This is a genomic window from Dietzia papillomatosis NBRC 105045 (assembly GCF_001570845.1).
Classification (GTDB): Bacteria; Actinomycetota; Actinomycetes; order Mycobacteriales; family Mycobacteriaceae; genus Dietzia; species Dietzia cinnamea.
On sequence record NZ_BCSL01000033.1, the window covers coordinates 1 to 15,733 of the forward strand.

Sequence of the window (15,733 nt, forward strand, 5' to 3'; positions counted from 1 at the left end):
GTCTCGCTCGGGCATCGGGGCTGGCGAGACGCCATGCCGACGCGCGGCTGTGTTCTGGCCGGGCAGTTTCGGGAGCGAGACGCCATGCCGACGCGCGGCTGTGTTCTGGCCGGGTAGTTTCGGGTGCGAGACGCCATGTCGGGGAGCGGCTGCGAGTGGCGCGGGCCCTGTTTCGTGCTCAGGCCCGCGGGCGGTGGGGTGACCGGCAGCGGTCGAACGCCGCGCGCGCGTACTCCCACGTCTCGACCCCGTAGTAGAGGTGGCCCGCGATCATGTAGAGCGCGGCGAGCCGCTGGTACGTCCACGCCCGGTCGAGAAAGGTGTCGTCGACCCGGCCGACGTACCGGGCCAGGACGCCCTCGACGAAGCGCGGGCCGTATTCGTACAGTTCGGCGAAGTCCACGGCCGGGTCTCCCAGGCACATGTCGGTGAAGTCGATGAGCCCCAGCTGGCCGGGGGCGGAGTCCCGGTCCCAGTACAGGTGGCGCGAGTAGACGTCGTTGTGGAGGAACACCCGCGGCAGCAGGGTGGACTGTAACGCGCCGACCTCGTCGCAGATCTCGTGGGCGGTGCGCATCTCGTCGGGGGTGAACACCGACGGCAGGTCGTGGGCGACGATGCCGCGCACGAAGTCCAGGTTCTCGGGTTGGTAGGAGTACGGGACCCGGTCGAGCGGCGGGCCCGAGACGTCCTGGATGTGCAGCGCGGACAGGAGTGCGCCCAGCTGGCCCGCGATGACCGTCTTCTCAGGGTGGGGCAGGCTGTGCAGCAGTTCCGGGGTGAGGCGCTGACCGCGCACCAGCGGGTAGCCGGCGAACCGCCCGTGTTCGGGAGCGTGCGAGTAGCGGGGGAGTGCCGCCTCCACACGCCCGGCGAGGTGCTCCAGGACCGCGATCTCGGTGGGCAGCTGGGTGAGCGCCTGCTCGTCGTCGGGGAAACGGAAGACCAGATCGCGGTGCCCGAGGGCGTCGTCTCCGTGGCAGCCGTGGCAGATCACCACGACGTGGTCCCAGCCCTCGTCGACCCGCTCGGCGCGGTCCCAGCTCAGTGTGGGGTAGTCGGCGCGGATGGCCGCGAGCCCGGCGGCGGCGGGATGAGCACCGGGGCCACCATCAGGATGAGCACCCGGGCCGGTAACCGGAGAGCCGGCGCCCGCGGGGCCACCATCGGGGTGAGCACTGTGGTCGCTGTTCACGGCTCACACGCTAGTACCGGGGGTCAGCGCCGGACCGCCGCCACCGCGCGACATGCCAGGTAGATGACGAACGAGACGGTGGTGACGAACACCGAGACGGGCACGCCGGGGGCGAGCGAGAGCAACATCCCGCCCACGGCGGCGAGCTCGGCGAAGAGGATCGTCAGCCCGATGGCCTTCGCGGGGCTGGAGGTGACGGCGGCCGCCGCGGCGGCGGGGGTGATGAGCAGGGAGAGCACGAGCAGCGCGCCCACCACCTGTACGGCCTGCGCCGCCGCGAGCCCCACGAGCACGGCGAAGATCATGTTGAGCGCCCGCACGGGCACACCGCGCGCCGCGGCCACCTCGGGGTCGGCGGAGGAGAACACGAGCGGCCGGTACAGCGCGATGAGCGCCACGCAGATGATTGCCGCGACCACCGCCATCTGCACGAGGCCGTTCTCGGAGACACCGACGATCTGCCCGGTGAGCAGGGAGAAACTGGTGCCGGACCGCCCGGGATAGAGGTGGATGAACAGCACCGCGAGCCCGAGGCCGAACGCCAGCACGACCCCGATCGAGGAGTCTCGTTGGGAGGCCCGCGAGCCCATGATCCCGAACATCAGCGCCGCGATCACCGACCCCACGATGGCCCCCAGGCCGAGGTTGAGCCCGAACAGCAGCGCGGCGGCGGCACCGGTCAAGGCGAGCTCGCTGGCGCCGTGGACGGAGAACGACATCTGCCGCATGATGATGAACGGTCCGATCGCGCCGGAGAGCAGGCCGAGCAGCGCGATCGCGGCGAGACCGAAGATCACGAAGTCCTGCTGCAGCAGGTAGGCGGTGGTCTCGGTGTCGGCGATGGACTCGACGATCTCGAGCAGGCGGTCCATCAGTGCGCTCCGTCCCCGGTGTGGTCGTGGTGGTGTCCCGTGGTCCAGGGCTCGGTACACAGGTGCTGGGTGTCGCCCACCACGATGATCTGTCCGCGCACGCGCAACACCTCGACGGGGGAGGAGTACAGCTCGGACAGGACCTCGCTGGTGAACACCTCGTCGGGAGTGCCGATGCGGTGCCGCCCGTCGACGAGGTAGACGATCCGGTCGACCATCGGCAGGACCGGGTTGATCTCGTGGGTGACGAACACGACCGCCGTGTCGTGCTCGCGGCGTCGGTGATCGAGGACGGAGGCGACGGTGCGCTGACCGGTGAGGTCCAGGCTGAGCAGCGGTTCGTCGCAGAGCATGACACACGGGTCGGCGGCGATGGCCTGGGCGACGCGCACACGCTGTTGTTCGCCTCCGGACATCCGCCCGAGCGGCTTGTCGGACAATGTCGTGGCCTCGAGGCGGGCGAGGGAGTCGGCGACGATGCGGCGCTTGTCGGCGCGCCGGGACGGCCGGCCGGGTCCCCAGCGGGTGCCGTCGATCCCGAGGGCGACGAGGTCGCGGCCGCGCAGGGTGATGCCGGGGTCGAACGCGCGTTGCTGCGGGACGTAGCCGAGGTGGGTGGCGCGGTCGCCCGGCGGCCGGCCGTCGACGAGGACGCTTCCGGCGTCGGGGCGGTGCTCGCCGAGCAGGACTTTGAGCAGGGTGGTCTTGCCGGCGCCGTTGGGCCCGAGGACGGCGACGAACTCGCCGGGCCGCACATCGAGGTCGAGGTCGCGGATGAGGGTGCGGCCGCCGCGCGAGACGGTGACGCCCCGCAAGGAGACGACCGGACCGGGCCCGGGGGCGCCGCGCTCGTGGTCGGCGGACGGGTCGGCGGCGGGGTCGGCGGCGGGGTCGGTGCCCGTCGGGTCGGTCTCCATCCGATCAGTGCCCGACGTCGGCCACAGGGGCGGCGTCGGCGAGCGCGCCGGCCACCCGGTCGACGATCCCGGTTATCCAGCTCAGGTAGTCGGTGCCCTCGGGGAGGGTCTCGGTGAGGTCGACGACGACGAGGTCCGCCTCCTCCGCGGCGTCGCGGACGCGGGCGGTCACGGAGGTCTCGGTCTGGGTGTTGAAGGCCAGGAAGGCGACCCGTCGCTCGGCGAGCAGATCGAGCAGGGCGGCGAGGTCGACGGCGGACGGGTCGGTGTCGTTCTCGACGGAGGCGAGGAACCCGCGCGGCGTCAGGTCGGTCAGGTGTGCGGCGTCGAACAGGTGCGCGCCGACCCGCTCGGTCTGGGCGTACGGGAAGTGGCCGCGGTCGTGGATCTCCTCGAGCTCGGCCTCGAGTGGCCCCAGGGCGTCGGCGAAGGCGCGGGCGTTGGCGCGGTACTCCTCGGCGTGCTCGGCGTCGATCGCGGCGAGTTCCTCGCCGACGCGCTCGGCGACGGCCGCGACGGTGGGCAGGCTGAACCACACGTGCTCGTTCTCGTCGGCGCCACCGTGCTCGTGGCCCCCTTCTCCGTGGTCGTCGCCGTGCTCCTCGCCGGCGTGCTCGTCGTCGGAGTGGTCGTGGCCGGCGTGGTTGTGGCCGGCGTGGTCGTGGCCGGCAACGACGCCCCCGGTGACGCGCGTGAACTCGTCGACGGCCCGCACGACCGGCACGTCGTCGGCGTTCTCGAGCGCGAGGTCCACGAATCCGTCGTATCCGGCGCCGTTGTAGATCACCAGGTCGGCGGTGCCGACGGACGCCGCGTCCGCCGGGCTGGCCTCGTAGGAGTGGGGATCGGCCGCCGGGTCGGAGATGACGGACTCCACCGTCGCGTTGTCGCCGGCCACCTGCTCGGCGATGTCGGCGTACACGGTCGTCGAGGCGACCACCTGGGGGCGGTCGCCGTCGTCGGTGGCGGCCTGACCGTCGGCGCCGCAGGCGGCGAGCGTGCCCGCGCCGAGCAGGGTCACCGCGAGCGCGGCCAGCGCTCGGCGTGGGGGGATGCGCTTCTGGCGGGGGGTCGACGACACGAGCACCACTCTCGTAGTAATGGGAACCGTTGTCGTTAAGTGTAGAACCGCGGAGGCCGCGGCGTGTGAATCCGGGGGTGCGAGACGCGTGTGGGCCGGTGCGTGACGGGACGTCGTCGACGCCTGCGGCGAGGGCGGCCGCGCACGCCGCGATGTCAGCTGCGCAGGTCGGCGAGGGTACCGAGCAGCTCGACGACCGCGGGGATGTCGGCCACGCGGTGGGCGGCCGCGGTCTCGCCTTCCCCGACCTTGATGCCCACGTCCTGCGGGCGTAGGCGTGCGAAACCGCGCTCGTCCGTGACGTCGTCGCCGATGAACAGCGCGACCTCGGCGCCGGTCTGCTCGACCATCTTCTCGATGGCCGCGCCCTTGCTCGCCTCGCGGACGGCGATCTCGACCACGTTCTTGCCCTCGGTGACGAACACCCCGTCGAGAGCGGCCGGCCCGGCCATGGCCTCGGACTGCGCACGGTCGCGAGCAGCGGGATCCGGCACCGGCCGGACGTGCAGGACGGCGGCGGTGGGCTTGGTCTCGACGTGGGCGCCGGGGGTGCGGGAGACGATGTCCTCCAGCTCGGAGCGCACCCGCTCGAGCAGCGCCACCTCGTCGTCGTCGAGGGGCGAGTCGAAACCGCCCTCCCACTCCGACCCGTGGCTCCCCACCAGCACCACCGGCGCGCCCGCGCCGCTCACCTCGGACAGTGCGGCGCGGTTGCGGCCCGACAGCAGCGCCACCGTCGTGCGGGGCAGGTCCGCGAGGCGCGCCAGCGCGTCCACGGCACCGGGCGCGGGCACAGCGCTGGTGGGGTCGTCGACGAACGGCGCGAGCGTGCCGTCGTAGTCGCACGCCACCACCAGGGTGGGCGCCGCGGCAGCGCGTCGGAGGGCCTCGTCGAGCGTCTCGGGTGGCGTCATGTGGCTCAGGATAGGCGCGGTGGCGAAGTGAAAAACCCTCTACTGGCGATGTGACGCGTGCTACGTTAAGCAAACCCATAGGAACCACCAGTCGGGCGTGGCGATCACGCACCGGAGAGCGCACGAGGATTCGGGCACACGGGTGAGCCTGGTGTCCGACCGCGATCGGAAGGTTGAAGACCATGGCACCATCAGCGCTGAGAACATCCGTCCGCCGTCGTTCGAAGGGCGTGGTCGCCGCCGTCGTGGTGGCCGGGCTGGCGCTCACGGGGTGTACCTCGACGAACACCGATGACGACTCCAGCCTGCTGCAGACGCTGCAGGAGCGCGGCAGCGTGACCGTCGGCTTCGCAGGGGAGGCACCGTACTCGTTCATGGAGAACGGAGAGCTGACCGGCGCCACCGTCGCGCTGCACCGGGAGATCTTCGGCAACCTGGGCATCGAGACCGTCGAGGGCGTGAACGCCGACTTCGGCGCCCTGATCCCCGGCCTGCAGGCCAACCGCTTCGACGTGGTCAGCGCGGGGATGTCGATCCTGCCGGAGCGCTGCGAGCAGGCCGCGTTCAGCGAGCCGGAGTTCAACTACACCACCGCGCTCATGGTCGAGGAGGGCAACCCGATGAACCTCACCGACATGCAGTCGGTGGCGGACAGCGGGGCGCGGCTGGCGACCATGACGGGCGCGATCGAGTCCGACTACGCGACCGAGCTGGGCATCGACTCGATGCAGGTCGCCACGCCGCAGGACGGGATGGACGCGGTGACGTCCGGGCGCGCCGACGTCTTCGCGCTGACCGGGATCTCGCTCAACTGGATGAAGAACAACAACCCCGACGCGCCCGTCGAGGTCACCCAGTCGTTCGTCGCCGAGATCAACGGGGTGCCGCAGGTCGGCGCCGGCGGCACCGTGTTCCGTACCGACGACAAGGAGCTGCTGGACGCCTACAACGAGGAGCTGGCGAAGATCACCTCCGACCCGGAGAAGTATCTCTCCATCGTGGGCGAGTTCGGGTTCACGGAAGAAGAGATGCCCGATCCCGAACTGACGACCGCCGACCTGTGCGCCGGGGTCGAGTAGTCGGCGGTGGACAGTAATATCGATGCCTTCCTGGAGGCGTGGCCGCGTTTCCAGGAAGGCATCGTCACCACCATCTACCTCACTCTCGGTGGCGCGGCCCTGGCGTTCGCGCTGGCGCTCGTGCTGGGTGTCGCGGCGGGCTCCCGCTTCATGCTCATCCGCGGGGTGTCGAGGACGATCGTCGAGTTCTTCCGCGGGACCTCCCTCCTGGTGCAGCTGTTCTGGCTGTTCTTCGTCCTGCCGCTGCTCGGCTACGAGCTCGACCCGCTGTTCTGCGGGATCCTGGCGCTGGGGCTCAACTACGGGGCGTATGCGGCCGAGGTGGTCCGCGGGTCGCTGGCGGCCGTGCCGGCCCCGCAGTGGGAGGCCGCGCTGGCCCTCAACTTCACGTCGTGGCAGCGCCTGTACCGGATCGTCTTCCCGCAGGCGTGGGTGCAGATGATCCCGCCGCTCAACAATCTGCTGATCCAGCTGCTCAAGGGCAGTGCACTGGCCAGCTTCATCCTGCTCCAGGATCTGACCTTCCACATCGGCGAGCTGCGGCGGGTCACCGGTGACACCGTCTTCGCCTTCGGGATCGGACTGGTGCTGTACTTCCTCATCGCCTACGTCCTCACCCTGTTCATGAACATGCTCGAGGTCGGCGCGAAGTCCCGACTCGGCGACGGGCCGTCGATGCGTGAGGTCTTGAGTCTGCGTCCCGAACGGGTCGACGAGGCAGTGGGGGTCGGACGATGAGTGTCGACTGGAGTTGGGAACGCGCCGCCGAGGCCGTGCCCGTCCTGCTCGAGGGCTTCAGGATCACGCTGCTCGCCACCGTGGTGGGATTCCTCATCGCCGCCGCACTGGGACTGGTCGTGGCGGTGCTCCGTCGGGCCGCGCCCGCGGTGATCACGGTGCCCCTGCGGATGGTGACCGAGTTCATCCGGCTCACCCCGCTCGTGGTTCAGCTGCTGTTCGCCTACTTCCTGCTCCCACAGTTCACCGCGCTGCAGATCGGCATCGGCGTGATCGGCGTGCACTACGCGACCTACATGGCGGAGGTGTATCGCGCGGGCATCGACGCCGTGCCGCGCGGACAATGGGAGGCCGCGCAGGCGCTGTCCCTGCCCGCGGGCCGGACGTGGCGGGCGGTCGTGCTCCCGCAGGCGATCCGCAACACCATCCCGGCGCTCGGCAACTATGCGATCTCGCTGTTCAAGGACACCCCGTTCCTCTTCGCCATCACCGTGGTGGAGATGGTCACGGCAGCGCAGCAGTACGGCGCCCGGAACTTCCAGTACCTCGAGCCGATCACGCTCGCCGGCGTGATCTTCCTGCTCGCGAGCTACCCGACATCGATTCTCATCCGGAGACTGGAGAAGTCCCTTGCCTACTGACGACACCACCCCGGCCGGCGACACCACCCCGGCCGGCGACGCCGCCCCCGCCGGTCACACGCCATCGGCCGGGCCGGGGTCCACGGGCGCCGACGACGCCCCGATGGTGGTGTTCGAGAAGGTGGTCAAGAAGTTCGGCGACCACACCGTCCTGGACCACCTCGACTTCACCGTGCGGCGCGGCGAGCGCGTGGCACTGATCGGACCGAGCGGATCGGGCAAGACGACGATCCTGCGGCTGCTGATGACGATCGAGTCGGTGGACGACGGCGTGATCTGGGTGGAGGGCGAGCCGCTGACCCACCAGCTCAGGGACGGCAAGCTGGTCAAGCCCTCTCAGAAGCATCTGCGCGCCGTCCGATCGAAGATCGGCATGGTGTTCCAGCAGTTCAACCTGTTCCCCAACATGACGGTGCTGAGGAACATCACCGAGGCGCCCATCCACGTCCTGGGCAGATCGAAGGAGGAGGCGGAGGCGCGGGCGCGGGAACTCCTGGCCACCGTGGGGCTCTCGGACAAGGAGAACGCCCACCCCACCACGCTCTCGGGCGGCCAGCAGCAGCGTGTCGCCATCGCCCGTGCGCTAGCCATGGACCCGGACATCCTGCTGCTCGACGAGGTCACCTCGGCCCTCGACCCGGAGCTGGTCGCGGACGTGCTAGGGGTCCTCCGGATGATCGCCGAGTCCACCGACATCACGATGCTCATCGTCACCCACGAGATGGGCTTCGCCCGCGACGTCGCCGACCGCGTGCTCGTGTTCGACAAGGGCAAGATCGTCGAGGAGGGGACGCCGGAAGCGATCTTCACCGACCCGCAGCAGGAGCGGACCCGCACGTTCCTCAAGGCCGTCCTCGACCGCTGAGGTCCGCGCGACGGCCGGACCTTGACCGTGCGCAGCGAAGCTGTACGATTGTCGACAATCAGACGGTCCGGCGGAAGGTGCCTGTATGACATTCACCCTGACGGCACTTGAGCTCGCCGAGTGTTTCCGTGACGGTGCATACTCCCCGGTGGAGTCGGCCGAGGAAACACTCGACGCCATCGAGCGGGTCGACGGGGGGATCAACGCCTTCTGCCACGTCGACCGCGAGGCGACCCTCGCGGAGGCCCGGCGTTCGGAGGAGCGCTACAGGACCGGTGCGCCGTTCGGTCCGCTCGACGGGGTGCCGACGTCGATCAAGGACATCTTCTACACCCGGGGGGTCCCGACGCTGCGGGGCTCCCACCTACTGGCCGACAAACCGGGCGCCACCGATCCGGCGTCGTGGCCCGACGACGCCCCGGTGACCTCCGCGGTCCGTGAGGCCGGCTGCGTGGTGATCGGCAAGACCACGACCCCGGAGTTCGCCTGGAAGGGCGTCACCGACAACACGCTCACCGGGATCACCCGCAATCCGCACGACCCGGCCCTGACCCCGGGCGGCTCGAGCGGTGGGGCGGCGTCGGCGGTCGCCGCCGGGCTCGGTCAGCTCGCACTGGGTACCGACGGCGGCGGCTCGGTCCGGATCCCCGCAGCGTTCTGTGGGATCGTCGCTCTCAAGCCCACCTACGGGGTCATCCCGATGTTCCCGTCGAGCCCGTTCGGAACGCTCGCGCACGCCGGGCCGATGACCCGCACCGTGCTCGACACCGCCGCGTTCATGGACGCTCTGCTCCGCCCCGACCCGCGGGACTGGTCCGCCGTCCCCGCACGTGCCACCACGCCCGGGCCCGGTGGGTACCTGGCCGCGGCGACCGAGGGGACGCGGGGCGAGCGCCCGCTCGAGGGGCTGCGGGTCGCCTACAGTCCCACGCTGGGCTTCGGTAGGAACGATGCCGACGTCGAGCGCGAGGTCACCCGCGCGGTCGGCGTCCTCTCCGAGCTCGGGGCGCACGTCGACACCGTCGACCCGGGCGTGACCGACCCAGTCGACGCGTTCCACGTCCTGTGGTTCGCGGGTCTGGCCGCGGTCCTCGCGCCGCACGGGCCGGGCGCGATCGAGCGCGTGGACCCGTCGATGCGCGAGGCCCTCGGGCGGTACAGCGACTACTCCGCCGCCGATTATCTGGACGCGGTGGCCGTCCGCATGGCGCTCGGGGCGAGGATGGCCGACTTCCACCAGCAGTACGACATCCTCATCACGCCCACCACCCCGATGCCGGCCTTCGCCGCGGGGTCGGACGTGCCGCCGGGCTGGCACAGCCCCGACTGGACCTCGTGGACGCCCTACACCTATCCGTTCAACATGACCCAGCAGCCGGCGCTGAGCGTCCCGTGCGGGATGACCGACGCCGGGCTGCCGGTGGGCCTGCAGGTGGTGGGGGCCCGCTTCGAGGACCGGCTCGTCGTCCGCGTCGGCGCCGCCCTCGAGGCCGCGCTGGGCAGGGTGGTGCCGACGCCCCTGGTCCACGCCGGCGCCGGGGGCGATGACCGATGACGACTCCGGTTCCGGAATCCGCCACCGGGCCGGCCGCAGCATCCGCCACCGGGCCGGCCGCAGCACCCGCCGCGGAGTCCGCCCCGGGCCTGGCCCCCGTCGTCCGCGAGTCGACTCCGTCGCTCATCGCGCGCACGCTCCGTCGTGCGATCTCCGACGGCACGTTCGGCCCGGGCACCCAGCTCGGCGAGGCCGCGTTGGCGCGTTCGCTCGGCGTGAGCCGCGGCCCCCTGCGCGAGGCCATGCAGCGGTTGACGCAGGAGGGCCTCCTGGTCTCCCACCGCAACCGCGGGCTGTTCGTCGCCGACCTGACCCCCGAGGCCGTCGAGGACATGTACCTGCTGCGCACGACGGTGGAGACGGCCGCCCTCGACCGCGTACTCGACCTGGGACTGGGGGCCGACACGGCCGACGCGCTCGACGCCGCCGTCGACGCGATGGCCGCCCTCGCCGCCGAGCCGCGATCGGCGGCCATGGTCGCGGCGGATCTGGACTTCCACCACGCCCTCGTCGAGGCCGCGCGGAGCCCGCGACTGTCGCGCGTGCACGAGACGGTGCTGGTCGAGACGAGCATGTGCCTACACGCCATGCGGGGTACCTATTCGGACGCCGCGTCGCGGCTCGCCGAGCATCGCGCGATCGCCGACGCGGTACGCGCGGCCGACCCGGGCCCGGCCCGCGCGCTGCTGGTCGACCACATGAGGGACGGTCTCGCGCGGGTCCTCGGATCCGGCCAGGCCGTCTGACCACCCCCGGCGCGCGGCCGTCTGACGCGCACCTCGACACCGGCGATGACCAGCGGAAAGGCGTTGATGGCCGTGATCGTCACGCGCATGAAGGAACTTTAGCGGTGCCGACCCATCCCACCCGTGGGGGTGTGCCGAATCACCTCCGATGTGACGGAAGCTGGAACGGACGGTGGGAGGGAAAGATGCAGCACAGCGTGTTGACCAAGACCGACGAGCAGTGGGCGTGGGCAGATCTCGGTCGGTGTCGGGACATTCCGGACCTGTTCTACAACGGGGAGGATGAGGCCAAGGCGACGCGGCGCCGCAAGCAGACCGCGGCCAAGAAGCTCTGCGCGCAATGCCCCGTCATCGACGCCTGCCGCCGCCACGCCACGTACAACCGTGAGCTGTACGGCGTGTGGGGCGGGATGACCGAGGCCGAGCGCCACCGCCAGGCCGGCCGGGTGCGCACCGGCTAGACCCTCCCTGTGTTCGCGCGACACCCGAAATTCGCTACTCGGACGCCTGATCCGCTACCCCTGTGGAGGTAGCGGATCCGGTGCCGGGGTAGCGGATTTTCTTCGCTCTCGCCCCCGGTCGCCCTGTCAGCGCACGGGGATCGCGACGAGCTTGGTCTCGAGGAATTCCTCGATCCCCGTCGTCCCGCCCTCGCGGCCGAGCCCGGACTGCTTGATCCCGCCGAACGGCGCTGCCGGGTTGGAGACGACGCCCACGTTGATGCCGACCATGCCGGCCTGGAGCCGCTCGGACATCGTCATCGCGCGGTCGAGATTCTCGGTCATGACGTACGAGACCAGCCCGTACTCGGTGTCGTTGGCCAGCGCGACGGCCTCGTCATCGGTGTCGAACGGCACGAGCGCGGCGACGGGGCCGAAGATCTCGGTGGACATCAACCTGGCGTCCGGGGTGACGCCGGTGAGGACGGTGGGCGGGTAGAAGAAGCCGGGGCCCTCGCCGCGGGTGCCGCCGGTAAGCACCGCGGCACCGCGGCTCACGGCGTCGTCGACCAGCTCGGCGACCTTGTCGACGGCCTTTTCCTCGACCAGCGGTCCCACGTCGGTGCCCTCGGCGGTGCCGTCGCCCACGGTGAGGGAGGCCATCCGCTCGGTCAGTCGGCGACCGAACTCGTCCAGCACCGACCGGTGCACGAGGATCCGGTTGGCGGACGTGCACGCCTCGCCCATGTTGCGCATCTTGGCGGCCATGGCGGCGTCGACGGCGGTGTCCATGTCCGCGTCCTCGCAGACCACGAACGGGGCGTTCCCGCCGAGCTCCATGGAGGTGCGCAGCACGCCGCGCGAGCACTGCTCGAGCAGCTTCCGGCCTACGGGTGTGGAGCCGGTGAAGGAGAGCTTGCGGGCGATCCCGGAGTCGATCCACGGCTCCACCACGCCGCCGGCGTCGGTCGTGCACACCACGTTGAGCACGCCCTCGGGCAGACCGGCCTCGCGCAGGACGTCCACCACGTACAGGGAGGTCAGCGGCGTGAGGTTGGCGGGTTTGAACACCATGGTGCAGCCGGCGGCCACGGCCGGGCCGATCTTGCGGGTGGCCATGGCCAGAGGGAAGTTCCACGGGGTGATGAGGATGGACGGGCCCACCGGCTCCTGCGTCACCATGAGTCGGGTCTTGCCGTCGGGGGAGCGGCGGGCGTCGCCGTGGATGCGGGAGGCCTCCTCGGAGAACCAGCGGAAGAATTCGGCGCCGTAGCTGACCTCGCCGCGCGCCTCGGCCAGCGGCTTGCCCATCTCGGTGGTCATGAGGAGGGCGATCTCGTCGGCGCGGTACACCAGCAGCTCGTAGGCCCGGCGCAGGATCTCGGCGCGCTCGCGCGCGGGGACGGCGGCCCAGCTCTCCTGCGCCCGCCCGGCAGCGGCGATCGCGGCGGTGGCGTCGTCGGCCCCGCCGTCGGCGAGGGTGGCGATGGCCTCGCCGGTGGCCGGGTTGACCACGTCGAACGTGGCGCCGGAGGCGGCGTCGCGCCACTGCCCGTCCACGTACACGCCGGTGCCGAGTCCGGCGATGATGTCGGTGACGGAGCGGGTCATTGGGGCCTCCTGGTGGTGGGCGGGACGGTGGCGTCGGGATCGGGGCTGGAGGGGTCGGAATCGGCGGGATCGGGATCGAGGAGTTCGAAGAGGTGTCGCCCGGTACGGCCGAGTTCACCGGTCTGGGTGGCGCACGAGAACCCGTCGGTGAGGACCGGCGCGTCGGGGTCGGCGCGCAGGGCGGGTGCGAGGGCCTGTTCGGCGACGGCGGCGGTGACGGCCTCGTGGCCGGCGGTGAAGCCGAAGTCGCCGGCGACGCCGCAGCAGCCGGTGGCCTCGCGGACCGAGCCCACGCCGAGGGCGGTGAGCGTCGCGCGTTGCACGCGGTTGCCGAACGTCGCGTATTCGTGGCAGTGGGTCTGCACGGTGACGCGGTCGGGCGCGGTGCCGCCGGGCCAGGCGGGCGCCCGGCCCTCGGAGGCGAGGCGGCCGAGGTGGTCGGCCGAGGAGCGGATCCGCGCCGCGACGCGCCGGGCCGCGTCGGCGTCGGGGGTGTCGGCGAGGAGGTGGGGGAGGTCGCCGCGCAGCGTGGCCGCGCAGGACGGTTCGACGACGACGACGGGCACTTCCGCCCCGTCCGGCCCGCGGATCGCGTCGAGGTGACGCGTGGTCGCGCGCATGGTGCGTCGGGCGGCGTCCAGTCGGCCGGTCGTGACGTGGGTGAGGCCGCAGCAGTGGCCGGCCGAGCAGGCGACGGAGGTGTGCGAGCCGCCCAGGACGCGGGCGGCGGCGCCGGCGACGTGCGGGCGCAGTCCCCGGGTGAACGAGTCGAGGAACAGCACGACCTCGGCCGAGGTCCGCGCAACCGCCCGGCCGCCCGAACCGGCGACCGCGCCCGTACCGGCAGCGGATCCCTTGCCCGATCGCCGGGCCAGGTCGCGCACGTGCCACACGCTGGCCGGGACCCGGGCGAGCTCGTCGCGGAGCTGCCGGGCCGAGGCGAACCGCGGCAGCGCGCGCTCGCCGGTGATCCCCCCGAGCCGGGCGCCGGCCCGCCCGAGCGGGGTGGCGAGCAGGGCGTTGAGCGGCCCCGCGGCGCGGGTGGTCCCGCGCAGCCACAGCGGGAGCAGGCCGAGGGAGTAGTGGACGCGCGGCCGGACGCGTCGGCGATAGCGGCGGTGCAGCGCCTCGGCCTTGAACGTGGCCATGTCGACGCCGGTGGGGCAGTCCGAGGAGCACGCCTTGCAGGCCAGACACAGCTCGAGCGACTCCTCGACAGCCGGGTCGTCCACGCCGATCGTGCCACGCACGACCTCCTGCAGGACGCGGGCCCGACCGCGGGTGGAGTCCTTCTCGTCGCCGGTCGCGCGGAAGGACGGACACATCACGCCGCCGGTCGACGTGCGGCAGCGGCCGACCCCGATGCAGGCCTGCACGGGGTGAGCACCGTCGGCGGAGGTGAGCAGTCCCAGGTCACGCCGGCCGATCCCGGGCCCGACGCCGGCCAGGGCGAGGTCGGCGTCGACCGGCCGGGTGGCGGTGAGGCCACCGGGTGCGAGCAGCCCCGCGGGGTCCCAGATGCGCGCGAAACCCTCGAACGCGCCCAGCATCTCCGGCGAGTACATCAGCGGCAGCAGTTCCGAACGGGCGCGGCCGTCCCCGTGTTCACCGGACAGGGAGCCGCCGTGGCGCACGGCGAGGTGGGCGGCGTCGGTGCAGAAGGCGCGGAAGACCGCCCGCCCGGCGTCCGAGCGCAGGTCGAAGGTGATCCGGATGTGCATGCATCCGGCGCCGAAATGGCCGTACATCACGCCGGCGAGCCCGTGCCGTGCGAGCAGTTCGCGGAACTCGGCCAGGTAGTCGGCCAGCCTCTCGGGCGGCACGGCCGAGTCCTCCCAGCCGGGCCAGGACTCGATGGTGGCGCCGGTGGCGGGATCGGTGAGCCGGGAGCTCAGGCCGGCGCCGTCCTCGCGGACCCGCCACAGGTCGGCGCGGGTCACCGGATCCGTCACGACGAGGGCCTCGAGGGCGTGACCGTCCCCGGCCAGCTCGTCGGCCACGCGCGTCATCCGGGCCCCGAGCCCACCACCGGCGCCGCCCGCCTCGTCGTCGTGCTCGTCGTCGTTCCCGTCGTCGTCGAGTTCCACGAAAAGCCACGCGCGCCCGGAGGGCAGATCGGCCACGGCGTCGGCGCCGCGGCGCTGCCGCATGGTCGCCACGATCACCTCGTCGATCCCCTCCACCGCCGTGGGGCGGTGGCGCAGGATCGCCGGGACGTCGCGGGCGGCGTCCACGACGTCGGCGTACCCCACTACCAGCAGGCCGGTGCGCGCGGCCCGGGGCACGGCGCGCATGGTCGCGGCGGTGACGATCGCGCATGTGCCCTCGGAGCCGACCAGCGCGCGGGCCACGTCGAAGCCCTCCTCCGGCAGCAGGTGCCGCAGGTGGTAGCCGGAGACCTGGCGGGGGATGCGGCCGAGCTCGGTGCGGATCGCGGCCAGATGAGCGGCGGCCAGGTCGCGCAGCTCGGCCGTGAGGTACTCGGCGCGCGCGGCGGCGGCCGCGTCCCCGGCGTCGGTGGCCTCGACGCCTCGGCGCGTGGCGGTGAGGCGCAGGCCGTCGGCGGTGACCAGGCGCAGCGCCTCGACGTGGTCGGCGGTCCGGCCGTGACGCACGGAGTGGTTCCCGCACGCGTCGTTGCCGATCGCCCCGCCCAGGCACGCCCGCGACTGGCTCGAGGGATCGGGGGCGAAGGTCAGTCGCGAGTCGGTCGCGGCGTGAACCGCGGCGCGCAGGGCGGTGAGGACGGTGCCGGCCTCGGCGGTGACCGTCCGCGCAGCCTCGTCTACGGCCAGCACCCGGTGCATGTGCCGCGACAGGTCCAGCACCAGCCCGGTGCCGACGGAGTTGCCGGCCATCGAGGTACCGCCGCCGCGGGCGGTCGCGGGTACGCCGAGGCGGTGGCACACGGCGAGCGCGGTGGCGACCTCGGCCTCCGAGCGGGGGAAGAGCACCGCGGCCGGGGTGACCCGGTAGTTGGAGGCGTCGTAGGAGTACTCGGCGACCCGGCGGCGATCGGCCTCCGGGGCCAAACCCGCGGCGGTGAGCGCGTCGACCAGCTCGTCAACCGTCACCGTGG

Annotated in this window: 13 protein-coding genes and 1 pseudogene; 7 read left to right on the top strand and 7 right to left on the bottom strand. The window is 72.0% G+C overall.

Going from position 1 to position 15,733, the window contains the following annotated elements; genetic code table 11:
* Positions 1-178: 178 nt before the first annotated feature.
* From DPA01S_RS11835 to otsB, 5 genes and pseudogenes are all read right to left on the bottom strand, one after another.
* The gene (locus tag DPA01S_RS11835; protein WP_232303121.1) at positions 179-1,195 is read right to left on the bottom strand and encodes an aminoglycoside phosphotransferase family protein; all 1,017 of its coding nucleotides are present in this window, start codon (positions 1,193-1,195) and stop codon (positions 179-181) included.
* Positions 1,196-1,218: 23 nt separating this feature from the next.
* Positions 1,219-2,067 carry a metal ABC transporter permease gene (locus DPA01S_RS11840; RefSeq protein ID WP_061227456.1) on the bottom strand — a complete coding sequence of 283 codons (849 nt, stop codon included), beginning with the start codon at positions 2,065-2,067 and terminating at the stop codon, positions 1,219-1,221.
* Positions 2,067-2,828 (bottom strand): annotated as a pseudogene (locus DPA01S_RS11845) (metal ABC transporter ATP-binding protein); the annotation flags it as partial. The gene DPA01S_RS11840 and the pseudogene DPA01S_RS11845, both read right to left, overlap by 1 nt.
* A gap of 160 nt (positions 2,829-2,988) precedes the next feature.
* Positions 2,989-4,065 carry a metal ABC transporter solute-binding protein, Zn/Mn family gene (locus DPA01S_RS11850; RefSeq protein ID WP_232303122.1) on the bottom strand — a complete coding sequence of 359 codons (1,077 nt, stop codon included), beginning with the start codon at positions 4,063-4,065 and terminating at the stop codon, positions 2,989-2,991.
* A gap of 155 nt (positions 4,066-4,220) precedes the next feature.
* On the bottom strand, positions 4,221-4,979 hold the full coding sequence (otsB, locus tag DPA01S_RS11855; RefSeq protein WP_061227453.1) for a trehalose-phosphatase: 759 nt from the start codon (positions 4,977-4,979) through the stop codon (positions 4,221-4,223).
* A gap of 182 nt (positions 4,980-5,161) precedes the next feature.
* On the opposite strand from otsB, the gene ehuB reads away from it, so the two are divergent.
* From ehuB to DPA01S_RS11890, 7 genes are all read left to right on the top strand, one after another.
* Positions 5,162-6,058 carry an ectoine/hydroxyectoine ABC transporter substrate-binding protein EhuB gene (gene ehuB, locus DPA01S_RS11860; RefSeq protein ID WP_061916465.1) on the top strand — a complete coding sequence of 299 codons (897 nt, stop codon included), beginning with the start codon at positions 5,162-5,164 and terminating at the stop codon, positions 6,056-6,058.
* A 6-nt stretch (positions 6,059-6,064) separates the two neighbouring features.
* Entirely contained in the window at positions 6,065-6,796 is a 732-nt protein-coding gene (gene ehuC, locus DPA01S_RS11865; protein ID WP_061916467.1) for an ectoine/hydroxyectoine ABC transporter permease subunit EhuC, read from the top strand.
* Complete coding sequence (gene ehuD, locus DPA01S_RS11870; protein ID WP_061916469.1) at positions 6,793-7,437, top strand: ectoine/hydroxyectoine ABC transporter permease subunit EhuD; 645 nt, start codon at positions 6,793-6,795, stop codon at positions 7,435-7,437. Before ehuC ends, ehuD begins: the two co-directional genes overlap by 4 nt.
* Positions 7,438-7,540: 103 nt before the next feature.
* A complete protein-coding gene (gene ehuA, locus DPA01S_RS11875) occupies positions 7,541-8,302 on the top strand; it encodes an ectoine/hydroxyectoine ABC transporter ATP-binding protein EhuA (protein WP_061916514.1) in 762 nt (253 codons plus the stop codon).
* 85 nt (positions 8,303-8,387) lie between these two features.
* A complete protein-coding gene (locus tag DPA01S_RS11880) occupies positions 8,388-9,857 on the top strand; it encodes an amidase (RefSeq protein ID WP_061916472.1) in 1,470 nt (489 codons plus the stop codon).
* Positions 9,854-10,603, top strand: coding sequence for a GntR family transcriptional regulator (locus tag DPA01S_RS11885; RefSeq protein WP_082767558.1), 750 nt, complete (start codon positions 9,854-9,856; stop codon positions 10,601-10,603). The genes DPA01S_RS11880 and DPA01S_RS11885 overlap by 4 nt, the downstream gene beginning before the upstream one ends.
* A 185-nt stretch (positions 10,604-10,788) precedes the next feature.
* Entirely contained in the window at positions 10,789-11,064 is a 276-nt protein-coding gene (locus tag DPA01S_RS11890; protein WP_061227448.1) for a WhiB family transcriptional regulator, read from the top strand.
* 126 nt (positions 11,065-11,190) lie between these two features.
* On the opposite strand, the gene DPA01S_RS11895 is transcribed toward DPA01S_RS11890, so the two are convergent.
* Positions 11,191-12,654 carry an NAD-dependent succinate-semialdehyde dehydrogenase gene (locus DPA01S_RS11895; RefSeq protein WP_061916475.1) on the bottom strand — a complete coding sequence of 488 codons (1,464 nt, stop codon included), beginning with the start codon at positions 12,652-12,654 and terminating at the stop codon, positions 11,191-11,193.
* Entirely contained in the window at positions 12,651-15,728 is a 3,078-nt protein-coding gene (locus DPA01S_RS11900; RefSeq protein ID WP_061916517.1) for an FAD-binding and (Fe-S)-binding domain-containing protein, read from the bottom strand. The genes DPA01S_RS11895 and DPA01S_RS11900 overlap by 4 nt, the downstream gene beginning before the upstream one ends.
* Positions 15,729-15,733 lie beyond the last annotated feature (5 nt).

Excerpts from the sequence above, each read along its gene's own strand:
- ehuD (WP_061916469.1), top strand. The coding sequence starts at position 6,793 with ATGAGTGTCGACTGGAGTTGGGAACGCGCCGCCGAGGCCGTGCCCGTC.
- DPA01S_RS11840 (WP_061227456.1), bottom strand. The coding sequence starts at position 2,067 with ATGGACCGCCTGCTCGAGATCGTCGAGTCCATCGCCGACACCGAGACC.
- DPA01S_RS11890 (WP_061227448.1), top strand. The coding sequence starts at position 10,789 with ATGCAGCACAGCGTGTTGACCAAGACCGACGAGCAGTGGGCGTGGGCA.
- ehuA (WP_061916514.1), top strand. The coding sequence starts at position 7,541 with ATGGTGGTGTTCGAGAAGGTGGTCAAGAAGTTCGGCGACCACACCGTC.
- ehuB (WP_061916465.1), top strand. The coding sequence starts at position 5,162 with ATGGCACCATCAGCGCTGAGAACATCCGTCCGCCGTCGTTCGAAGGGC.
- otsB (WP_061227453.1), bottom strand. The coding sequence starts at position 4,979 with ATGACGCCACCCGAGACGCTCGACGAGGCCCTCCGACGCGCTGCCGCG.
- DPA01S_RS11895 (WP_061916475.1), bottom strand. The coding sequence starts at position 12,654 with ATGACCCGCTCCGTCACCGACATCATCGCCGGACTCGGCACCGGCGTG.
- DPA01S_RS11880 (WP_061916472.1), top strand. The coding sequence starts at position 8,388 with ATGACATTCACCCTGACGGCACTTGAGCTCGCCGAGTGTTTCCGTGAC.
- DPA01S_RS11885 (WP_082767558.1), top strand. The coding sequence starts at position 9,854 with ATGACGACTCCGGTTCCGGAATCCGCCACCGGGCCGGCCGCAGCATCC.